General features: G+C 68.7%; 18 protein-coding genes. 6 read left to right on the top strand and 12 right to left on the bottom strand.

Annotation, left to right across the window (positions count from 1 at the left end):
• Positions 1 to 17 precede the first annotated feature (17 nt).
• From METUNV2_RS0100785 to METUNV2_RS0100770, 4 genes are all read right to left on the bottom strand, one after another.
• Complete coding sequence (locus tag METUNV2_RS0100785; protein ID WP_018227612.1) at positions 18 to 1,631, bottom strand: DUF1302 domain-containing protein; 1,614 nt, start codon at positions 1,629 to 1,631, stop codon at positions 18 to 20.
• 81 nt (positions 1,632 to 1,712) lie between these two features.
• A complete protein-coding gene (locus tag METUNV2_RS0100780; RefSeq protein ID WP_018227611.1) occupies positions 1,713 to 2,885 on the bottom strand; it encodes a CaiB/BaiF CoA transferase family protein in 1,173 nt (390 codons plus the stop codon).
• Complete coding sequence (locus tag METUNV2_RS0100775; protein WP_232415575.1) at positions 2,882 to 3,733, bottom strand: citryl-CoA lyase; 852 nt, start codon at positions 3,731 to 3,733, stop codon at positions 2,882 to 2,884. The genes METUNV2_RS0100780 and METUNV2_RS0100775 overlap by 4 nt, the downstream gene beginning before the upstream one ends.
• Positions 3,726 to 4,589: a dioxygenase gene (locus METUNV2_RS0100770; protein WP_018227609.1), complete on the bottom strand. Its 864-nt coding sequence runs from the start codon at positions 4,587 to 4,589 to the stop codon at positions 3,726 to 3,728. Before METUNV2_RS0100770 ends, METUNV2_RS0100775 begins: the two co-directional genes overlap by 8 nt.
• A 155-nt stretch (positions 4,590 to 4,744) precedes the next feature.
• On the opposite strand from METUNV2_RS0100770, the gene METUNV2_RS0100765 reads away from it, so the two are divergent.
• Together METUNV2_RS0100765 and METUNV2_RS0100760 are read left to right on the top strand one after the other, a co-directional pair.
• Complete coding sequence (locus tag METUNV2_RS0100765; protein WP_018227608.1) at positions 4,745 to 5,656, top strand: LysR substrate-binding domain-containing protein; 912 nt, start codon at positions 4,745 to 4,747, stop codon at positions 5,654 to 5,656.
• A 100-nt stretch (positions 5,657 to 5,756) separates the two neighbouring features.
• Positions 5,757 to 6,995, top strand: a complete 1,239-nt coding sequence (locus METUNV2_RS0100760; RefSeq protein ID WP_018227607.1) for an OmpP1/FadL family transporter — start codon at positions 5,757 to 5,759, stop codon at positions 6,993 to 6,995.
• Positions 6,996 to 7,008: 13 nt separating this feature from the next.
• Here METUNV2_RS0100760 and METUNV2_RS0100755 read toward each other — a convergent pair whose 3' ends face one another.
• Together METUNV2_RS0100755 and METUNV2_RS0100750 are read right to left on the bottom strand one after the other, a co-directional pair.
• Positions 7,009 to 8,259 carry a GGDEF domain-containing protein gene (locus METUNV2_RS0100755; RefSeq protein WP_198288833.1) on the bottom strand — a complete coding sequence of 417 codons (1,251 nt, stop codon included), beginning with the start codon at positions 8,257 to 8,259 and terminating at the stop codon, positions 7,009 to 7,011.
• Between the two features lie 106 nt (positions 8,260 to 8,365).
• The gene (locus tag METUNV2_RS0100750; RefSeq protein WP_018227605.1) at positions 8,366 to 9,757 is read right to left on the bottom strand and encodes a cation:proton antiporter; all 1,392 of its coding nucleotides are present in this window, start codon (positions 9,755 to 9,757) and stop codon (positions 8,366 to 8,368) included.
• A gap of 498 nt (positions 9,758 to 10,255) precedes the next feature.
• On the opposite strand from METUNV2_RS0100750, the gene METUNV2_RS0100745 reads away from it, so the two are divergent.
• From METUNV2_RS0100745 to METUNV2_RS0100735, 3 genes are read left to right on the top strand one after another with little or no spacing between them, the layout of a single operon-like run.
• Positions 10,256 to 11,932: an alkaline phosphatase D family protein gene (locus METUNV2_RS0100745; protein ID WP_026187755.1), complete on the top strand. Its 1,677-nt coding sequence runs from the start codon at positions 10,256 to 10,258 to the stop codon at positions 11,930 to 11,932.
• 33 nt (positions 11,933 to 11,965) lie between these two features.
• Positions 11,966 to 12,805: a PEP-CTERM sorting domain-containing protein gene (locus METUNV2_RS0100740; protein WP_018227603.1), complete on the top strand. Its 840-nt coding sequence runs from the start codon at positions 11,966 to 11,968 to the stop codon at positions 12,803 to 12,805.
• A gap of 13 nt (positions 12,806 to 12,818) precedes the next feature.
• The gene (locus METUNV2_RS0100735) at positions 12,819 to 13,571 is read left to right on the top strand and encodes a hypothetical protein (protein WP_018227602.1); all 753 of its coding nucleotides are present in this window, start codon (positions 12,819 to 12,821) and stop codon (positions 13,569 to 13,571) included.
• A gap of 10 nt (positions 13,572 to 13,581) precedes the next feature.
• On the opposite strand, the gene METUNV2_RS0100730 is transcribed toward METUNV2_RS0100735, so the two are convergent.
• The 5 genes from METUNV2_RS0100730 to gstA form a co-directional block, all read right to left on the bottom strand.
• A complete protein-coding gene (locus METUNV2_RS0100730; RefSeq protein WP_018227601.1) occupies positions 13,582 to 13,863 on the bottom strand; it encodes a hypothetical protein in 282 nt (93 codons plus the stop codon).
• A 64-nt stretch (positions 13,864 to 13,927) separates the two neighbouring features.
• Positions 13,928 to 14,605, bottom strand: a complete 678-nt coding sequence (locus METUNV2_RS0100725; protein ID WP_018227600.1) for a hypothetical protein — start codon at positions 14,603 to 14,605, stop codon at positions 13,928 to 13,930.
• 2 nt (positions 14,606 to 14,607) lie between these two features.
• Positions 14,608 to 17,286, bottom strand: coding sequence for an AAA family ATPase (locus tag METUNV2_RS0100720; RefSeq protein ID WP_018227599.1), 2,679 nt, complete (start codon positions 17,284 to 17,286; stop codon positions 14,608 to 14,610).
• Entirely contained in the window at positions 17,283 to 18,407 is a 1,125-nt protein-coding gene (locus METUNV2_RS0100715; RefSeq protein WP_018227598.1) for a metallophosphoesterase family protein, read from the bottom strand. Before METUNV2_RS0100715 ends, METUNV2_RS0100720 begins: the two co-directional genes overlap by 4 nt.
• Positions 18,408 to 18,505: 98 nt before the next feature.
• Complete coding sequence (gene gstA / locus METUNV2_RS0100710) at positions 18,506 to 19,114, bottom strand: glutathione transferase GstA (RefSeq protein ID WP_018227597.1); 609 nt, start codon at positions 19,112 to 19,114, stop codon at positions 18,506 to 18,508.
• A 241-nt stretch (positions 19,115 to 19,355) separates the two neighbouring features.
• Here gstA and dksA point away from each other — a divergent pair, with 241 nt between their 5' ends.
• Positions 19,356 to 19,784 (top strand): RNA polymerase-binding protein DksA, encoded by a 429-nt coding sequence (gene dksA, locus METUNV2_RS0100705; protein WP_018227596.1) that lies wholly within the window; start codon positions 19,356 to 19,358, stop codon positions 19,782 to 19,784.
• A gap of 42 nt (positions 19,785 to 19,826) precedes the next feature.
• Here the strand turns inward: dksA and infA are convergent, their stop codons facing one another.
• On the bottom strand, positions 19,827 to 20,087 hold the full coding sequence (gene infA, locus METUNV2_RS0100700; protein ID WP_018227595.1) for a translation initiation factor IF-1: 261 nt from the start codon (positions 20,085 to 20,087) through the stop codon (positions 19,827 to 19,829).
• Positions 20,088 to 20,191: the final 104 nt, after the last annotated feature.

Raw genomic sequence — 20,191 nt, 5'->3', positions numbered from 1 at the left:
TGCAGTCTCCGGTGTTCTTAGAAGGTGCGCTGCAGCGAAACCGAGATGAAGTCGCGGTCCGCGTAGTTCTGCTTGAAGGTGAGGTTGGCGTCGGTGCCCAGCGCATTGCCGGCCTGACCAACGTAGTGGGTGTAGTTGATGCCGCCGCGCCACACCTGCTGATAGACGCCCTTGACGCCGATCGACACGTCGCCGCCGTGCTCCACGCCGCCGTTGAACAGCTGCACCACCGACGAATTGCCCTTGGGGTTGTAGCCAACGCCGATCGGCACCGACAGGTCGAGACCGGCCGCCACCTGGAACCACTGCGGCTCGAACACGAAACGCAGACCCCAGGCATCGCGCGAGGTGTTCGGATCCAGCTCGGCGGCGTTCTTCGTGATGCTGGTGCGGCGGTTCCAGGCCAGTTCAGCGACCAGCGAGGCGTTGTCCCAGAACTTCGAGCGGTTCAGAAAGAAGATGCCGGACAGGTTGGCGTGCGCCGAATTGCCGATCGCATACAGCGCGTTGCGGTCGTTGTCGGCCACGCCGGTCGGGCTCAGGTCGACCACCGGGCCGCTGACCAGCGGCGTATTGCGGCGGACAGAAAATTCACCGGCCAGATTGAAGTCGGCGATTTCGGTACTGAAGCTCACGCCGTAGGCGCGCACGCCTTCCGGATAGACCATCTGCAGGTCGCCAGCGACCGGGCGCAGATACACCTGGAAGTTCTTGTCGTGGTAGCGCACCGCGTAGAAGCCGAACTCGATGTCCTTGCCTTCCGGACGCCAGCGCAGCTGCACGCCGCCCTGACCGGAGTCGCTGGCGTCACCGTCTTCGATACGCGGCACGCCGATGCCCGGCGCGAACAGGAAGCGTTCGGTACCCGGGCCCAGCACATCAGCACCCGAAAAGTAGCTGCCCACGCCGGGAATGCGGTTCTTGCGGAACTCGAACTGGTAGTAGGCACCGATCGACACGGTGTCGGTCAGCTGCAGCTGGCCGGACACCTGATTCACCGGCAGCACGATTTCCTTGAACTGCGAGTTCGGCACCGACAGCAGTTTCACGATGTCGGTCGGCGACTGCGCTGCGGCAATGCCGTTGGCGCCGAAGAACAGGGTTTCGCCGTACAGGATGGAGTGGCGGCCCAGGCGCATGTTGGCGCGCTCGCCGGTGGCATAGACGAAGGCATCCAGCCATTCGGCACGTCCGCCGTGCAGGTCGCGGGTGGCGTCGACGAACTCGCCGGCCGGCCGTGACAGCTGGTTGGCGGTGGCCGGCGAATTGTTGTCGTTGTCGCGCTGGTAGATGCTGTCATACCAGCCGGCGCCGCTGACGCGCAGGCCCATGTTGCCCTTGTAGCTCATGTCGAACTCGGACAGCAGGTCGACCCGGTTCGAAATCATGCCGCGACCGAAATTGCGGTTGCCATCGTCCTGGTTGATGTCGCTGGTCAGCAGCCGCGAGCGGTCCTCCAGGCGCCAGGCGCCCGAGTACTTCACCGTGTTGTCCCAGCGCATCTTCACGTCCGGATTGCCGGTGTCGATGTCGAATGCCGCGGCCGGCTGCAGCCATGCCAGCCCGCACAGCGTGGCCAGCAGCGTGCGGCGCGGCCTGCGCGGCACATTTCGTATTGTGTTGTTGTTCATGCCTCCTCCTTCTTTTGATGTGTGGCGCCACCGCGGCAAGAGCGCGGCTGGCCTGTCAGTGCTGCGTCGTGAGTCGTCCCTTCATCTGTCGTCGCCGGCCTGGGTGGATGTGCCGGCGTCCGGGTGCTGCAGGCTGCTGCGGATGGCCTCGCCGTGCTCGTCGAGCACCGGCGGCGGCTGGATGTCGAAGGCGCGCCGTCCGTCAAAGGACACCGGGAAACGGATGGTGCGGAACGGCCCCATCTGCGGGTGCCGGGCACCGACTTCGAGTTCGAGGTGACGCACCTGCGGGTCGGCGAGCACCTCATCGGTGTCGTACATCGGCGCGTGCGGCACGTCCTGCGCCGCCAGCCGTGCGCACCAGGCCTCACGCGTGTCGGTGGCGAACACGCTGCGCAGCAGCGCGATCAGGTCGTCGTAGTGATGGATGCGCGCCTCGCGCGAACAGAAGCGCGGATCGCTGAAGATGTCCGGCCGGCCCATGGCTTCGGCCAGGCCCTGCCAGAACTTTTCCGGCGAGGACATGTGCAGCGCCAGCCACCGGTCGTCGCCACAGCGCAGCACGTAGGACTGCGACACGCTGGGCCGGCTGAACGGCCCCATGACTTCGCCTTCCGACAGGTAGTGGGTGAAGGCGTCGAGGTTGAAGTGGCACATCGCCTCCAGCATCGACACTTCGACCTTGCGGCCGGCGCCGGTGCGTTCGCGCTCGTACAGCGCGCCGAGAATGCCGAAGGCGGCGTAGTAGCCGGTCATCGCGTCAGCGACGGCCGGCCCCACGACGCGCGGATCCGCCGGGTTCACCAGCAGCTTCAGATATCCGCTCGCAGCCTGGGCCACCGTGTCGTAACTCGGCCGTTGTGCAGCCGGGCCGGTCTGCCCGAAACCACTGATGGCGCAGTAGATGAGGCGCGGATTCAGCGCGCGCAGGCGCGCCTCGCCCGCACCGAGACGTTCCGCCGCGCCGGGACGGAAGTTCTGGATGTACACGTCCGCACTGCGGATGAGGTCGTCGAACACCGCGAGGTCGTCGGCGTTCTTGGTGTTCAGCGCGATGCTGCGCTTGTTGCGGTTGTAGGTCTGGAAGTGCGGGCTGTAGAGGCCGCCCTTGAACGCGCGGAAGGGGTCGCCGGTTTCCGGCTGTTCCACCTTGATCACGTCCGCGCCCAGGTCGGCCAGGATCATGCCGGCCGCCGGGCCGGTGATGAAGGTGCCCTGTTCGATCACGCGCACGCCGTCGAGCACGCCGCTCATTCCGCTGCTCCGTCGCGTGCCGGCTCGCCGTCGTACTGCGCTTCGCGGGCGGCCTGATAGGACAGCGCGAAACCGATCGAGCGCTGGAGCTCCTCGGTCAGATGCGCGATCAGGCCGGCGGTGCGCGCCAGGATAGGCACCCCCTTGAGTGCCTCCAGCGGGAAGCCGACGCCCAGCAGCAGCGCCGGAATCGCGGCCGACACATTGAGCTTGAGGTCCTTGCCGATCACGGCCGGAATCGCCCGCTCGACCGCTTCGGCGATTGCGACGTAGCGCAGGTCGATGCCGTGTTCGCGGGCCACCGCGAACAGCGCGTCAACACGCGGGTCACGCGCCTTGTGCTGCGGGTGGCCGTAGCCGGGAATGGGCTTCCTTTCGGCGCGCCAGGCCTGCACCACCTCGCGTGCCGCGGTGTCGATGTCGCCACCGGCGGCGCGCTGCTCGATTTCGTGGAACAGGCGGCCGGCGGTTTCCGACGCCCCGAGAATGACCGAGCCGCAGCCCAGAATGCCGGCCGCCACCGCACCCTGCAGCGCGTCGGGGGCGGCGGCCAGCGTCATCCGGCTGGCCTGCACGCTGGGCACCAGACCGTGTTCGGCGATGGCGACCAGCGTGGCGTCGAGCACGGCGGTGGCCGCGGGTGTCGCACGCCGGCCGGTCACCAGCAGATGGAAATATTCCGTGAAGCCGATGCGGCCGATCAGCTCGCCGCACAGGTCGGCGCCGCGCACCGTGATCGAATGTTCGTCCGAGGTCGAGATCGCGGTCCGCGGAATCGTTTCCTTGCCTATCTTCATCGTGAGGTCCTTTGCTGCCGCGCACGCCGGCGCGGCGTCGAAATCAGTCATGCACCGGCGCCAGCCGGAAGTCGTAGTGGGCCGACCAGTAGGGTTTGCGCATGCGCCGCCCGTCCGGCGCTTCGCCCTGTTCGTGACGGTCGAAATCGACGATCAGGCTGTCGCGCACGCCGAACGCCGCGTCCGAATCGAGGTAGTCGCTGCCGGCCACGAACAGCTGGGTGGCGAGGGGCACGAAGCCGTCTGCCGACACTTTCATGTGGAGGTGAGCCGGGCGGTTCAGGTGAGCGCCCGCGCGTTCGAGCAGGCGGCCGACCGGTCCGTCCGCCGGCAGCGCCTGAGGCGCCGGACGGACCGACCAGAACCAGTAGCGCCCCTGATCGTCGGTCCGGAAGCGGCCGTGTGCATGCATCGGCGTGTCGCCAGTGCCGTCGCCGGAACACACATCGAGCAGCGCACCGGCGATCGGCATGCCTTCGGTATCGGTGACGCGGCCGGCGTAGAAGGTGGGCTCGCCACGCACGCCCTCGGCGATGTCGGTACCAAGCGGACAGTCAGACCTGCCCTGCAGGCAGTACGGCCCCTGCACCGATGCTTCGGTCGCATCGGTGGCGCCGTTCGAGCGGTCACCGGTGCGGGCCTGTGCCAGCGCGATCACCAGCATCGACACGCCCAGCGTGTCGGACAGCAGCGTGAACTCCTGGCGGCGGGCGGTGCAGGCCTGACCGGTGGCGGTCAGGAAGTCGATGGCGGCAGACCACTCTTCAGGCGTCAGATCGACCTCACGGACGAAGCTGTGCAGATGACTTACCAGCGCCTCCATTACGGTGCGCAGGCGTGCATCGCTGCAGCCGTCCAGCCGCGCCAGTACGGCACGGCTGAGGTCTTCGCCCACGGAGCGGGTCATTGCATCTCCTCCATCCTGTTGTCGCCGCGGTGCCGTCGAAGGGCCCGCGGTCATCTGTCGGTGGAGGATAGGCAGGCCGAACAAGATGTAGAAATGATGAATTTTCATCGTTACCATCTATGCCATCGATAGTTAAGACCTGACGCCGCAAAGCCATGGAACTGCGACACCTGCGCTACTTCGTTACGCTGGCCGAGTGCCTCAACTTCACGCGCGCCGCCGAACGGGTGCATGTCACGCAATCGACGCTGTCGCACCAGATACGCCAGCTCGAGGAAGAGCTGGATCAGCCGCTGTTCGAGCGCGTCGGCAAGCGGGTCATGCTGACTGACGGTGGCGAGCGCTTCCTCGAATACGCCATCCAGGCGCTGGGGGCGGTGGACATGGGCATAGGCGCGCTGAAGGAATCGTCGGCCGATCTCGCCGGCGAGGTGCGCGTGGGCGCCACCCACACCTTCAACCTCGGCTTCATTCCGGAATGCGTGGCCACCTTCCTGACCCGGCACCCGACCGCGCGCGTCATCGTCGAGGAACTGTCGGCCGACGACATCAGCGCAAAGGTGAAGTCAGGCGAGCTGGATCTGGGCATCGCCTACCGCCCGGCCACGCCGGACGATCTGTGGTTCGAGCCGCTGTACAACGAGGAAATGGTGCTGGTGGTGGCCGAAGATCATCCGCTGGCGCAGCGCAAGCGCGTGCGTCTGGTGGAACTGCACCGCCAGCAGCTGGTGCTGCTGCCGCGCGAATTCGCCACCCGGGTGATGCTGGACGAATGCTTTCGCGCCTGCGGCGCCGAGCCGCAGGTGGTGGCGGAGATGAACACCATTGCGCCGATGCTGGGCCTGGTGGCACGCACGCAGATCGGTTCGGTGGTCGCCGCCAACGCGGTGACGCCGCAGTCCGGCCTGCGCCGCATCCTGCTGGAAAGCCCGACGCCGATCCGCACGCCGGGCATCCTGTGGAAGCGGGGCAAGAACCAGCAGGCGAGCGAAATGCGCTCCTTCTCGTCCATCGTGCGCAAGCTGGCGCTGAGCCGCAGCCTGAAGCCGCAGCCCGGGGCACGCTGAGCGGCAGCAGGGCTGCCGGATAAGCAAATCAGAATTTCGTGGTTCGTGTGCGGGAAGGCCGCCGCTAGGCTGCGCCCTCTCTTCCTGCCGCGCGCACATCATGAAACATCGCCTGCTCGTCCTTTCGCTGCTCGCCGCAGCGCCCGCCTTCGCCACCAACGGTTACCTGCAGCACGGCTATGGCGTGAAGTCGCAGGGCATGGCGGGCGTGGGCATCGCACTGCCGCAGGACGGACTGGCGGCCGCCACCAATCCGGCGGGTAGCGCCTTCGTCGGCAACCGGATCGACGTCGGCGCGGTGTGGTTCCGGCCCAGCCGCGGTGCGGAAATTACCGGCAACGGCGCCGGTCTGGATGGCCGCTACGACGGCGACGACACGCGCAACTTCTTCATTCCCGAGCTGGGCTATGTACGCCAGTTCGGCGGCGACTACGCCTTCGGTGTCGCGGTCTATGGCAATGGCGGCATGAACACCGACTACAGCCGCAACCCCTTCCGCAGCTTCGGCGCACAGGGCAATGCCGGCATCGATCTGGCACAGGTTTTCGTGTCGCCGTCGCTGGCCTGGCGCATCACGCCGGACCACGCGGTCGGGGTGGCGGTGAACCTCGCCTGGCAGCAGTTCAAGGCCAAGGGCATACAGCCTTTCGCGGGCTTTTCGGCGGCACCCGGCCAGGTGTCGGATCAGGGTCGCGACGACGCCATCGGCTGGGGCCTGCGCCTGGGCTACACCGGCCGGCTGTCGCCGACGCTGACCGTGGGCCTGACCTGGGCGTCCAAGACGCGCATGGGCGATTTCGACAAGTACCGCGGACTGTTCGCCGAAGGCGGCGGCTTCGACGTGCCCGAGAACTACGGCGCCGGCCTCGCCTGGCAGGCCACCCGTGCGCTCACGCTGGCGGCCGACGTGCAGCGCATCGAATACAGCGGCGTGCCTTCGGTCGGCCGCACGCTGGCGCCACTGTTCGCCGGCAACCCGCTCGGTTCCGACGAGGGGCCGGGTTTCGGCTGGCGCGACGTGACGGTGTGGAAGCTGGGCGCAAGCTACGACTGGAGCGACGACCTGACGCTGCGCGCCGGCTACAGCCATGTGTCGGCGCCCGTACCGTCCGGCCAGACCCTGCTCAATATTCTGGCGCCGGGCGTGGTGCGCGATCACGCCAGCGTCGGGGCGACCTGGAAAACCGCGGGCGGCGAACTGAGCCTGTCCTACACCCGCGCCTTCCGCGAAACCGTGCGCGGCAGCGCTTCAATTCCGGCCGTACCCTTCGGCGGCGGCGAAGCGGACGTGCACCTGAGCGAACACATCCTCGGCTTCGCCTGGGGCCGCGCGCTGTGAGCCGCTGAACCCCTCAGCGCCGACGCTTGGCCGCGTACATCGCGGCGTCGGCGATCAGCAGCAGATCCTTCGCGCCGTCGCCGTTCTCCGGCCAGCGGGCAATGCCGATGCTGGTGCTGACGGTGAGCGCACGGCCTTCCAGCATCACCGGTTCGGCCAGCGCTGCACGGATCTTTTCCGCCACCGTTTCGGCGTCTTCCTGCCGGGTGAGCGCGGCGATCAGCACGACGAATTCGTCGCCGCCCAGCCGTGCCACCGTGTCGGCATCGCGCACGCAGTCGCGCAGGCGCTGCGCCACCGCCTGCAGCAACTGATCGCCGGCGGCATGACCGAGCGTATCGTTCACGTCCTTGAACCGGTCCAGATCAAGATAAAGCAACGCCAGCCGCCCCTTGTTGCGGCGGGCGACCGCAACTGCGGTATCGATGCGGTCGTGCAGCAGCGCCCGGTTGGGCAGGCCGGTCAGGTTGTCGTACTGCGCCATCCGGCGCAGCCGCGTGTGCAGCTGCATGCGCTCCAGCGCAGTGGCCATCTGCATCGCGACGAAGTGCAGCAGATCCTTGTCCTCGTCGGAGAAGGGCCGGCCTCCGGCCCTTCTTTTCAGCGACACCGCCCCGATGCAGCCATCGACAGCGACCAGTGGCGCGCCCAGCCAGAGATCACCGGCCTCTTCGTCGTTGCGCTGCGGCGCGACCCCCTCCACCACCGCGCGGCAGAACTCCAGGCAGCGGGTGCTCGGCCCGTCGGTCGGCAGCCCCGCCTGGTCGGCCGCATAGGCGACATGCAGTGCGGCGTCGTGTTCGCCACGCACCGCAACCACCACCTGATCGGCCGGCAACAGATTGCCGACAATGCGGTGCGCCAGCGCAAACAGGCCGAAAGGATCGGTCGCCACGTGCACCGCCTCGGACATCGCGTACATCGCCGCCTGCATCGCCTCGGCGCGCTTGCGGCGGGTGATGTCACGGGCGACCGCGACCCGCACCTTCTCGTTCTCCGACCAGCGCGCCGACCACATGATGTGCACCACCTGCCCGTCCTTGCGCAGATAGCGGTTCTCGAAACTGAATTTAGGCTCGCCGGCCATAATGTCGGAGGCGGCTCTCAGCGTGCGTGCCCGGTCCTCGGGCAGCACCAGATCGATCATGTTGCGACCGGCGATCTCTTCGGCCGTGTAACCGAAGATGCGCTCGAAGGCTGCATTGACGTAGATGAAGCGGCCGGACTGGTCGACGATGCACACCGCGTCGAGCAGAAGATCCATGACCGCGTGGGGCGGGGACGACAGAAAACTGAGCATCTGCGGAACATACCGCGGACCGGACCGGCGCGGAGCACCGATTCGGTCAATTTCGGCAACGATTCGCGCGTCAGTGCGGCCGGCGCAGCAGTCCGAAGCCGTCTCCGGCCGCCGTGCCATCGGCCGCTTCTTCGCGCACGATCAGTTCCGCCACAGCCGGCCGGGTACGCAGCAGGTGAGCCAGGAACAGTCCGGCCCCGACCGAAGTGACCACCGACAGCATGACCAGGCTGGTATAGGCCGCCGGATTCACGATGCCGGCGGCGAACGCGCTGGCAGCCACCAGCAGGCCCGGCCCCCCGCGCGCATTGACGCTGATCGCCAGCGCATTGGCCATGGGCAGCGGTTCGCGGGCAAGCCAGCCGCCGAGCAGCGCGCCACCGTACTTCACCACGCTGCCGAAGACCAGGATGCCGAGGGTCAGGCGTACGTCGAGATCGCGCACCAGATCAAGCGAAGCGCCGATCAGTGCGAAATAGAGCGGGATGAAGAAGCCCAGGCCGACCGACTCGACCTGCTGCTGTGCCTTCACCACCTCCGGATGCGTATTGCGCGACGCGACGATGCCAGCCACCAGCGCACCGAACATCGGCGCCAGGCCCAGCAGCATGGCCACACCGGTAATGGCCAGCACCGACGTGAGCAGCCAGGCCAGCGGACTGCGCCGGGCGATGAAATTGAAACGGGCGCAGGCCTCGCCGCCCGGCGCATGCACCGGTCCGAAGCCCCAGGCGGCGACACCGAGCAGCAGCAGACTGGCGGCGATATGCCACACCACGAAAGCCGGTTCGTCCGGCCCGACGCCAAGCCAGGTCAGCACCGACGCATCGCCACCGGATTTCGCCTGCACCATGCCGAGCGCGATCGACAGCGCCACATAGAGCAGCACGTCCTCGATCACCGCTACCGACAGCACGATGCGGGCAAGCCGGCTGTGCATCAGGCCGAGGTCAAGGAAAATGCGCGCGATGACCGGAATGCTGGTGATCGCCAGTTCGATCAGCAGCACGATCTTGAGCGCCCCCAGATGCCCGGCCGTGCCGGCATAGCCGCTGAAATCGACCACTTCGAACAGCAGCAGGCCGGCCACCACCGGCACGATGACGCCGGTGGCCGCCACCCAGCCGACCGACGCGGTGTCATCGCGGGTGAGCAGGCGACGCAGTTGCAGCCCGCCGATGAACATGAGCAGCAGCAGGCCTATGGTGCTGCAGAAGCCCAGTACGGTCAGCACCGGCGGCACCGTGCCGCCGGTCGCGGGTAATGCCGGCAGCAGCCAGGCGTGCGCGTCGGGCCACAGCCGCTTCAGCACGGTCTGGCCCATCAGCAGGCCGCCGGCCAGTTCACCCACCATGGGCGGAATGCGCAGGCGTGCCGCGACATAGCCACCGAGGTGGGCAGCGCTCAGCAGTAGCGCCAGCGTGATGATGACGTGGAACAGATCGACCAGACCCAGGTTCATGGGCATTCCTCCGGACTGCACCGGCTGCGGCTGGCGACCGGAAAGGGCCGGATGTCAGGGCCACAGCGGGCGAGGTGCGCACGGACTGTCGGCACACCGATGAACCCAGCCTAGCCGCCGCCCCCATCGTGACGAACGAATCAATGCTTGATTGCTTTTTCGTTACAGAGATATTGAAACGCGGAGAGGTGCCCCGCCGGGCCTGGCTGCGAGGCAGGGCTGCACGCACGCCCGCCTACGGCGGCCTGCACGGGCCGGACACCGCTTCCGGCGGGTGCCTGCGTCCTTGCCGGTACCCGTCCGCGGGCGGTTCGGCGCGCTGCGAAGGACCTGACGCGCAGCGTGATCCGGATCACGTCGGCACGGGCCGGTGGCGCGGGGCCGATGGGTAGGGATTGATCCGAACGGACCATGCCGGCCGCCTGGGCGGCGGTGCGAACTGTCATCGGCCGCCCGGACACTGCGCGGCTTCCGTTTTCACGCACCGCACCGAATCCCATGAGCACGCATCACTCCGGCCGCCGCCGCTTCATCGGCACGCTGGGCGCCGCCGCCCTCGCCACGCCCGTCCTGCTGCACAGCCGTCCGGCCGCCGCCGCGGCGCCCTTCCTGCACGGCATCGCCAGCGGCGACCCGCTTGCGCGCCGGGTCATTCTGTGGACCCGGGTCAGCGCGCCCGGCGACGCCAATCCGCGCGTGAACTGGGAGGTGGCGACCGACGCCGGCTTCTCGCGCGTGGTGCGCAGTGGCCAGTTCCGCACCAATGCCACCCGCGACTTCACCGTGAAGATCGACGTCGACGGTCTCAGCCCGGACACCCGCTACCACTACCGCTTCACCTATGCCGGCCAGCGCTCGCCGGCGGGGCGCACCCGCACGCTGCCGGAAGGCGCGGTCGATCAGGTGAAGCTGGCGGTGTTTTCCTGCTCCAACTTCCCTGCTGGCTATTTCCACGCCTACGCCGAAGCGGCGCGCATGGACGATCTGCACGCCGCGCTGCACCTCGGCGACTACATGTACGAATACGGCCGCGGCGGCTACGCCAGCGACGATGCCGCAGCGCTCGGACGCGAAGTGCTGCCGGCCGGCGAGTGCATCACGCTGGCCGACTACCGCACCCGCCACGCGCTCTACCGCAGTGACGCCGGCCTGCAGGCGCTGACCGCGTCGCTGCCGCTGATTCCGGTGTGGGACGACCACGAGGTGTGCAACAACACCTATGTGAGCGGCGCCGCCAATCACACGCCGGCCACCGAAGGCGATTACGCCACCCGCCGCAATGCCGCGCTGAAGGCCTATCACGAGTGGCTGCCGGTACGCACGCCGGACACCAGCGACCTGCGCCGCATCTACCGCTCCTTCGACTTCGGCGACCTGCTGTCGCTGCACATGCTGGAAACCCGCCTGCTGGCGCGTACCGAACAGCTGTCCTTCGGTGACTTCGTCGGCCCTGAAGGCATCGATGCCAGCGCGCTGCGCGCCGCGATGGGCGCCTCTTCGCGCCAGATGCTGGGCAGCGAACAGCAGGCCTGGCTGGAGTCGCGACTGGAAGCGTCTTCCGCCACCTGGCAGGTGCTGGGCCAGCAGGTACTGATGGCACGCGCCGAGATTCCGGCCGCCATCGCGCTGGACCAGATTTCGATCTCGAACTGGATCGCGCTGAACGACAAGGCCGCCACCCGCCCGGACGACCTCACCCGCGCCGAGCGCTATGTGCTGAACCAGCCGGCCATCCCGCGCAGCACCGACGCCTGGGACGGCTATGCCGCCGCGCGCGAGGCGGTGTACGCCGCCGCCCGGCGGCTGGACAAGAACCTGGTGGTGGTGGCCGGCGACACCCACAACGCCTGGGCCAGCGATCTGGTCGATGCCGACGGCCACCGCATCGGCGTCGAGTTCGCCACGCCCGGCGTGTCCTCACCCGGCATGGAAGTGACCCGCCGCACCGACGCGCCGGAAGTGGTGGCGCAGTGGATGGTCGACGCCATCCCTGACCTCAAGTACGCCGAAACCGGCCACCGCGGCTTCCTGGTGCTCACCGCCACCCGCGACGAATGCCGCGCCACCTGGCATTTCGTCAGCACCGTGAAATCGCGCAGCTACACGCTCAGCGAGGGCGCCACGCTGCGCACCCTGCCGGGCAGCGCACACCGCGCGCTGCTGCCGCTCGCCTGACACCCCAGAACAACCGATACGGAGCACACCGCCATGATCATCCGCACCTTCGCCCTCGCACTGACCGCAGCCCTCGCCGCACCGGCCCACGCCGCACTGAGCGTCACGCTTGAACGCGACGCCTGGGGGCAGTTCGACAGCTACGAATACCAGCAGACCTTCGACACGCTGGCGTCGGCCAACGGCAACACCAACGTTGCCTGGACCAATGACAGCACGCTGGCCGGCTGGTCGCTGTTCAATGCGCTGAAGAACCCGATCACCTACTACCGCGCCAGCGCGGGTGCCGACGCCGGCGGCTACGTGTACAGCTACGGTGCAAACGGCAACAGCGACCGCGCCCTCGGCGCCCTCGGTTCCGGCGGTGCCTACTGGGGCTCGCCGGCGTCCAACGCGCTGTCGGCCTATGTCGCGGTGTCCTTCCGCAACGACGCCGATCGCACGATCGAAGGCGTCGGCGTGTACTGGGACGCCGAACAGTGGCGCGTCGGCGAATCGAACGCCACCACCGACACGCTGGACTTCCGCTACGGCTTCGGCGACACCTTCGGCGCGGTCACCACCTGGATCAATCCGGGCGTGTCATTCAAGTACAACTCGCCGGTGGCCAACGCCGGCACCGCAGGCTACGGCACCGACGGGAATGCCAACGCGGTTCAGCTGGGCGGCGACATCGCGCTCGAATGGCAGGCCGGCCAGACCCTGTGGATCACCTGGATCGACTACAACAGCGCCGGCTTCGACCACGGTCTGGCGATCGACAACGTGTCGCTGAGCGTGGCCATCCCGGCCGTACCGGAGCCCGCCTCGATCGCGCTGCTGGCCGCCGGCCTCGGCATCATCGGCGTGGCGGCGCGCCGCAAGCAGGCCTGAGCGGGTGAGCGCAATGAAGGCTTTCCACATCCGCCTGCTCGGCGCCGCGCTGCTGGCCGTGGCGCTGCCCGCCACGGCCGACATCCAGGTCACGCCGGACGCGACCGGACGCTATGTCTATGTCCAGGACTTCAATACGCTGGGCGCGACCAGCCGCGCCTTCGAGTGGCGCGACAACGACACGCTGCCCGGCTGGCGCCTGCTCAATTTCGTCGAGCAGCCGCTGGTCACGCCGACCTACCGCGGCGACACCGGCGACGACACCGGCGGCAGCTTCTACAGCTACGGCCTGGAAGGCGACAGCGACCGCGCGCTCGGCGGCCTGGGTTCGGGCGGCGGCTACTTCGGCACGCCGGCCGCCGGTCAGCTGGCCGGCTACATCACCGTGTCCTTCCGCAATGCCGGCGACCGCGACATCGGCAACGTGAAGCTGGCGTTCGAAGGCCAGCAGTGGCGTCAGGGCGCCAGTGACGACCTGAACCGGCTGGTGTTCGAATACGGCGTAGGCGAGGAATTCGGCCACGTCGAGTGGGTGCGGCCGGGCGCCGGTTTCGATTTCGAATCGCCGTCGCCGCTCATCGTCACCCCTACCGGCTCGCCGGTGTACGGACGCGACCCGCTGGCCAAGCAGGCGCTGGGCGGCGTCATCCGCCCGGCCTGGACCGCCGGCGGCCGGCTGTGGCTGCGCTGGGTGGTGCGCAATCACCAGGGCTTCGACCACGGCCTCGCGATCGACAACCTGAAACTGACGGTCGAGCGCCCCTGAGACGTCTCGCTCAGGTCAGCGACTGCACCGCGGCCACCACGGCAGCGGCGGCCAGCCAGGCGCCGATACGCCGCAGCAGCGCGGTGTCGAGCGTGCGGCTGGCGTCCTGACCGGCGCGCCCCAGGCCCACCACGAAAAGGTGGGCCGGCAGCGCGATCGCCAGCAGCGTGGCGATCACCAGTCCGGCGCTGTCGCCGCCCTCGCCGCCGAAGCGTGACCACAGCATCGGCCACACCGCGGCGGAAAAGGCGCCGGCCAGCGCGGCGGTGATCGGGGTGGCGTTGATGTTCATGGCAGGACCTGAGCGAAGTAAGTCTGAATCGAACAGCAAGTAAGGGCTGGGTGGAAGCAGGCGATCACTCGTTGTCAGCGGATCGCCTGAGATCATCGAAGCCGCAGCGCCGCAGCGAGGCCACCAGGCTGTCACGGCCGGCGGGCGGCAGCTTCCTGAATTGCAGGAAGGTCGCATGGTCGCGCAGCGAACTCGACAGGTAGGCGCCGAATCCGCTGACCGTCAGCGCTGCGACATCCTCCTGCACGCAGGCACACAGCGTCTCGACCCTGCCAGCCACGGGTGCAGCCATGCCGGACGTTGCGGCCAGATCGGCAAACACGCCCGAGCAGAACGCGGGAAAACTTTCGATAAAAGCGGGCAGCAGGCATTTCATGCTTGCCGTCCTCATCACCGCATCGAGCTTGCGCTCAGGGTCCGGTCGGAACAGCGCACTGCCGGCATCAGCCACGAAAGTGTCTGTGGCGCAGTCACAGTAGGCACCGTCCAGACCCGCGCGAGAAATCCATCTGGCCAGCGCCGGTCGGGTATCCGAGCGGGCATCTTCCCCGAGCCGTGAATCCAGGCCCGCCTGACAGGACGCCCGGATGTTCCGGCGGATCTCGCTCGAAGGCGGCTTGAAATCACCGCCAGCACTCCACGCCCCCGCGGAAAATGCGAGCCCGACGACGGCCACGCAGCGGAGTGCGAACCACCTGCAGTCAAACGATGAGCCTCGCGGCTGCGTGACCGGCTTCATCATCCTCATGCCCCTCCCTGCCCGATGGGCAGAGCCGTTGACGCCAGCGTACGCGCCGGCACACCCAGATCGCGCCAGTTCTCCGGGTGGCAGGTGAACAGCAGGATCTGGTGCCGGCTGGCGGCGTCGAACAGCACGCGCTTCATCCGGTCCAGCCGCGCGGCGTCGCTGTGCACAAGCGCGTCGTCGAGGATGATGAGGGTAGGCCGGCCGGCTTCGCGCAGCAGGTCGGCATAGGCGAGGCGGGCGATCACGCCCATCTGTTCGCGCGCGCCGAAACTGAGCGCCTCCACCTCGCCGCTTTCGCTGCCGCCCGCGCCGTCGCGGGTGAGCGGGCCCGGGCTCAGGCTGTCGTCGATCGCGATGCGTGCGCCCGGAAACAGCAGGCCGAGGTAGTGATTCAGATGCGTCTGCAGCGGCGCCTGCAGGCGCTGGGTGAGCGCGCGCCGCTTGTCGCGCAGCCGGCCGAGCAGCAGGTCCAGCGCACGGGCGCGACGCGCCAGCTGGTCCTGCCGGCGCCCGGCGGCGGCGAGGTCGCGGGCGAGGGCGGCCTGCCTTTCGTCCAGCCCCTGGGCGCCGGTCGCCTGCAGTTCGATTTCCAGCCGGGTGATGTCGTCGCGCCGCTGGTCGCGGGTCTTTTCGGCAATGTCGGCGCTGCGGTCCAGCCGCTGCACATCCTGTTCCAGCGCCTGCGGGCGGGCCGCTTCGAGCTGACGCGCCAGCGCCTCGACCCGCTGCGCCTGTACCGCCTGCCGGGCCAGTGCGTCGGCCAGCGCGCGCTGTGCCTCGGCCTGCCGCTCGGCACGGCCCGGATCGTCGAGCCGCGCCCGGGCTGCCGCCGCCTCGCCCTGCGCGGCTTCGAACACCGCCTGCGCCGCCGCCCGGCGGCTGACCGCCTCGCCCAGCTGGCGCGCGGCGTCGGCCAGCGACTGACGCGCCCGCTCTTCGGCCGCTTCGGCTTCGACCACCGACGACAGGTCCGCCGCGTCGCTCGCACCCCGGGCCTCGACGGTCAGCGGATCGAGCCGCTGCGTCAGTTCGGCTACCCGGCCGGCGAGCACGCTGCATTCGGCGCGCAGCGCATCGACACCGCGCGGCGCCAGCGCCTTCACCGTCGCGTCAGCCACCTTCAGATCGGCCAGCTTCTGGGCATGCAGCTGCTGGCGCGCCTCGGCTGCGTCGAGCGACGCCAGCCCGAGCCGGGCCAGCGTACTGGCCTGCCGGTCCATCAGTTCGGTCGCTTCGCGTGCCAGCGCGGCGGCATCACTGCCGCCCGGTTCGATGCGCAGCCGCCCGTGGCCGGGCAGGGTGATCGTGGTGGCTTCAGGCAGCAGCCGTTCGCCGCTGCCGGTCATCACCTCGTCGCCGATGCGCAGTTCGCGGCCGTCGTCGAGTGCGAAGCGCAGCCGGGTGGCGAGTGCGGCGCGCCGGATATCCAGTTCGCGCAGACGCTTGGCCTGTTCGCGCAGCGCGGTCAGGTCGGCCGCGCGGATTTCGCAGGCGGCGGCTTCGGCCTGCAGCGCGAGCACGCGCGCCTGTGCCGCCTCGACCTGCGCCGAAGCGTTCTGCGCGGCGTCGGCCTTGCGGCGCGCGTCATCGAGCTCGCGGCTCACCTGCTGCAGGTTGTCGCGGCTGCGCGCCTGCTGCAGCCGCCTGCGGGCGGCTTCATGCGCCTGCGCCGCCTCGCGCTCGCGCTGCTGCCAGGGCGCGGCCAGCGCCTGCACCGCGTCCAGCGCACGCTGCGCGGCGGACACCGCGTCGGCCCGGCGCGCAGCGTCGGTGGCCTCCGCATCGAACGCCGCGACCTGGCCGCGCAGCAGTTCGACCTGCCGTGCCAGCCCCTGCGCCGACTCGCGCTCACCGGCCAGCCGCGACTGCAGCGACTGCGCCTCGGCCAGCGCCGCACGCGCCTCGGCGGCCTGCGCACGCAGCGCCACCCAAGGGCGGCTCTGTGCTTCGTCATCGTGCTGCTGCCGCAGCTGCGCCAGACGGTCCACCTTCTGCCGGCTGTCCTGCAGCGCGGCCTCCACCGTGGCCAGCTCGCCGGCCAGCCGTGCGCACAGCTGCTGGGCTTCGAGCCAGATGCCGCGCGGCCGGTCGGAGGACGGCGTGAGCAGCTCGTTGCGCTGCTTCTCGACTTCGGCGGTGATGTCGTCGCCCTCGCCGCCGGCGATTTCGCCGAGCGAAGCAGTGAGCACGCTGCGCAGGTGGTCGGTGGCATGACCGACCGACTCACGCAGTTCCTGCGCGCTGCCCTGCTCTATCCACAGCAGGCCGGGAATACCCCAGTGCTCGGCCTTGCTGGCGCCCTTGGACGCGAAGGCGAAGCCCAGCCGTTCGGCGAGGAAGTCCTCGGCTTCGGCGCCATCGAAGGCGCGCTCGCCGTACTGCAGCGTGCAGCGCTTGCGGCCGAGGAAGCGCTTGTTCAGGCGGCAATCTCGGTCGTCGAGTTCGAAATCCAGTTCCACTTCCGGCGAGGCGCCCGGATCGCTCCACGGCCGCAGGTGATCGACCGTGCCGGAGCGGTGGCGCTCGAAGAAGGCGGCGCGCAGTGCGGCGACCAGCGTGCTCTTGCCGGCTTCGTTCGGACCGGCGAACAGATTGAGGCCGGGTTCGAGGTCGCGCAGTTCGAAGGGCTGGCGGAAGCGGCGGAACTGTTCGACCCGCAGGCGGCGAATCTTCATCGCGCCTCCCCGGCCGTACGGCGTGCATCCAGCAGGCCGGCCAGCAGCACCAGCGCGTCGCGCGCGGTGTCGCCGTCGGCGCTGTCCTGGGCGGCGCGCAGGTCGGCGATCACTTCACCCAGATAGCCTTCGGCGGCCAGCCGCGCCAGATCGTCGTCGGTCGGTTCAATGCGCACCGGGTCGAGGTCGGCGCGCAGCGCGCGGGCGCGGCCCTGTGCCTGCGCCAGCGCATCGCGCACGCGGGCGAGACCGGCCAGATCGGTCTGGCCGGCGAGTTCGAGCTGCAGCACGTCACCGGCCTGCAGACCGTCGAGCAGCACGCACAGCGCGTCGATGTCGCTGGCCACCTGCAGCAGCACGCGCTCGCTGCGCCAGCGGTAGCGCCCGGTCTGCAGCACGCTCACCTGCGGCAGTGTGCCCGGTGCGTCGATATCGACCCGCAGCGCACAGCCGGAGTCGTTGTTGCGGAAGCGGTCGGTTTCCGGCGTGCCGCTGTACCAGCAGCGCGCGTCGATCTGCCGGCAGCCGTGCCAGTCGCCGAGCGCGAGATAGTCCAGCCGCGCCTGTGCGGCGCGATCGGCGGCGATCGGATTGGCCGAATCGATGCCTTCGGCCAGCACGCCCTGCACCGCACCGTGCGCCAGCCCTATGCGGAAGGCGCCAGGCGGCGTGTCGGCCGCGGCGAACCACTCGGTGAGGTCGGCATAGGTGTGGCGCTGGGTGAGCGGCGCCGGCAGCAGCACCGCGTTCAGCCCTTCGAAGTGCAGCGGCTCCGGCCGCAGGCACAGGTGCACGTGATCCGGCACCGCAGCGAGGCGCTGCGCGCGGCTCCACACCGATTCGCTGAGTGCGGCATCGTGATTGCCGGGCAGCATGACCCAGGGGCCGGCGAAGCCGCGGGTGGCGTTGAACAGCCGCAGCACGGTCTTGTCGGCGATGCCCTGGGCATCGAACACGTCGCCCGCCACCAGCACCAGATCAACCTGCTGTTCGGTCGCCAGCGCGGCCAGGCGCTCGACCACGGCGATGCGCGCTTCGGCCAGCAGCACCGCTTCGTCGGGTTCGAACTGCCCGTATTGCTTGCCGATCTGCCAGTCGGCGGTGTGGAGGATTTTCAGCACGGAAGAATGGGGAAGAAAGGCACGCACATCGGCGGGCGCTCACCTTGCGTCGGCGGCGCCCGCACTGTCAATCGGCCCTGCGGCGGAAGGCCGTCCGCTCAGCCCTTCAGGCCTTCGGCCGCACGCGCGGCCTGCACCGCCGGACGGGCAGCCACGCGGGCAAGATAGGCCTGCAGGCGCGGCAGCTGCGACAGGTCGAGGCTGACCCATGCGCTCCAGCCAGCCACCACGTACAGATAGGCGTCGGCGACCGTGAAGTCCGGTCCGCACAGCCAGCCGTCCTCACCCAGCTGGCTGTCCACCCAGGTGAACTTGCGCAGCAGGATGTCGGCCGCCACCTTGCGCGCGGCAGCGTCGAACAGCGGGTTGAACAGCGGCGTATAGCCCTTGTGCAGTTCGGAGGTAATGAAGTTCTGCCAGGCCGTCACGCGGTAGCGTTCGCGCGATCCGGCTTCGGGAATGAGGCGGCGGGCCGGCACCTGGTCGGCCACGTACTGGGCGATCACCGGGCCTTCGGTCAGCACTTCGCCGTCGTCCAGCTGCAGCGCCGGCACCTGGCCCTTGGAACTGATGCTGCCGAAAGGCGTGCCGTCATCAGTGGTCTGGCTCTTGAGGTCGACGCGCACCAGCTCGAACGGCAGGCCGGCTTCGCGCAGCACGATGTGGGGGGCCAGCGAACAGGCGCCCGGCAGGTAGAACAGCTTCATTCAGGTCTCCATGGAGGGGTCGGCAGCGGGCGCCATGCTATGCGCTCTTGCCCGATGAATAAACCCGGGTCTGCGCATTGGGCCGCCCGCCCTGCAGCAAAGCATGCCCGACCCGCACTGAAACGAAAATGCACGTACTGCGGCAGAGCCGGGGGTGTATGGTGAGTGCTTCGCAGGGCGGTCGTGACCCCGCACCGGAGTCTCGCCGCTCACCCCACCGCTCACCTGGAAGGCAAGAACCATGAGCGCTGTCCTTCTGCCCGAGTCCGATTCAGACGCGGCACTGCTTGCGTCCCCGCCTTCGGACTACATGTCCCCCTCGCAACTGGCTTTTTTCCGCAGGCGGCTGCTGGCCGAACGCGATGCGCTGCTGCAGTCTGCGCACGACACGACCCAACATCTGCACGAGTTCGAACGCACGCCGGACCCGTCGGACCGCGCTTCGCTGGAAGAGGATCATTCGCTGGAACTGCGCGTGCGCGACCGTGAGCGCAAGCACCTGCACACCATCGACGAGGCGCTGGCGCGCATCGACGACGGCAGTTACGGCTGGTGCGAATTCACCGGCGACCCGATAGGCATCGCCCGCCTGCTGGCGCGGCCGACCGCGACGCTGTCGGTCGAGGCACAGGAACTGCACGAGAAGCGCCGCAAGATGCGCGGACGCTGAACGGCCCGCGCCCCCGCAATGCGGGGTCGGGCCGTGCGGATTTCAGTGGCTGCTGCGCGCCGGCGGCGTCGCCGGACCACGACCTTCGATGTGGCGGAAGGTGATGCGGCCCTTGCTGAAGTCGTAGGGTGACATTTCGAGCGACACCTTGTCGCCGGCAATGATGCGGATGTGGTGCTTGCGCATCTTGCCGCTGGTGTAGGCCACGATGACGTGGCCGTTTTCCAGCGTGACGCGGTAACGCGAGTCGGGCAGGACTTCGGTCACCACGCCGTTCATGTCGATCAGTTCTTCCTTGGCCATTGCGGTTCTCCCGGAGCAGGCATGAAAAAAGGGCGTCGGCCGCGCTGACGGGCACGAGACGCCATGGAGCCAACTGCGGAATCGCTTTGGGATGCGAAGGAATT

Source organism: Methyloversatilis universalis EHg5 (genome assembly GCF_000378945.1).
Classification (GTDB): Bacteria; Pseudomonadota; Gammaproteobacteria; order Burkholderiales; family Rhodocyclaceae; genus Methyloversatilis; species Methyloversatilis universalis_A.
This window is presented reverse-complemented; position numbering and strand designations above follow the sequence as displayed.

Coding starts and splice junctions, on each gene's coding strand:
- METUNV2_RS0100785 (WP_018227612.1), bottom strand. CDS start 1,631: ATGAACAACAACACAATACGAAATGTGCCGCGCAGGCCGCGCCGCACG.
- METUNV2_RS0100780 (WP_018227611.1), bottom strand. CDS start 2,885: ATGAGCGGCGTGCTCGACGGCGTGCGCGTGATCGAACAGGGCACCTTC.
- METUNV2_RS0100775 (WP_232415575.1), bottom strand. CDS start 3,733: ATGACTGATTTCGACGCCGCGCCGGCGTGCGCGGCAGCAAAGGACCTC.
- METUNV2_RS0100770 (WP_018227609.1), bottom strand. CDS start 4,589: ATGACCCGCTCCGTGGGCGAAGACCTCAGCCGTGCCGTACTGGCGCGG.
- METUNV2_RS0100765 (WP_018227608.1), top strand. CDS start 4,745: ATGGAACTGCGACACCTGCGCTACTTCGTTACGCTGGCCGAGTGCCTC.
- METUNV2_RS0100760 (WP_018227607.1), top strand. CDS start 5,757: ATGAAACATCGCCTGCTCGTCCTTTCGCTGCTCGCCGCAGCGCCCGCC.
- METUNV2_RS0100755 (WP_198288833.1), bottom strand. CDS start 8,259: ATGGATCTTCTGCTCGACGCGGTGTGCATCGTCGACCAGTCCGGCCGC.
- METUNV2_RS0100750 (WP_018227605.1), bottom strand. CDS start 9,757: ATGAACCTGGGTCTGGTCGATCTGTTCCACGTCATCATCACGCTGGCG.
- METUNV2_RS0100745 (WP_026187755.1), top strand. CDS start 10,256: ATGAGCACGCATCACTCCGGCCGCCGCCGCTTCATCGGCACGCTGGGC.
- METUNV2_RS0100740 (WP_018227603.1), top strand. CDS start 11,966: ATGATCATCCGCACCTTCGCCCTCGCACTGACCGCAGCCCTCGCCGCA.
- METUNV2_RS0100735 (WP_018227602.1), top strand. CDS start 12,819: ATGAAGGCTTTCCACATCCGCCTGCTCGGCGCCGCGCTGCTGGCCGTG.
- METUNV2_RS0100730 (WP_018227601.1), bottom strand. CDS start 13,863: ATGAACATCAACGCCACCCCGATCACCGCCGCGCTGGCCGGCGCCTTT.
- METUNV2_RS0100725 (WP_018227600.1), bottom strand. CDS start 14,605: ATGATGAAGCCGGTCACGCAGCCGCGAGGCTCATCGTTTGACTGCAGG.
- METUNV2_RS0100720 (WP_018227599.1), bottom strand. CDS start 17,286: ATGAAGATTCGCCGCCTGCGGGTCGAACAGTTCCGCCGCTTCCGCCAG.
- gstA (WP_018227597.1), bottom strand. CDS start 19,114: ATGAAGCTGTTCTACCTGCCGGGCGCCTGTTCGCTGGCCCCCCACATC.
- dksA (WP_018227596.1), top strand. CDS start 19,356: ATGAGCGCTGTCCTTCTGCCCGAGTCCGATTCAGACGCGGCACTGCTT.
- infA (WP_018227595.1), bottom strand. CDS start 20,087: ATGGCCAAGGAAGAACTGATCGACATGAACGGCGTGGTGACCGAAGTC.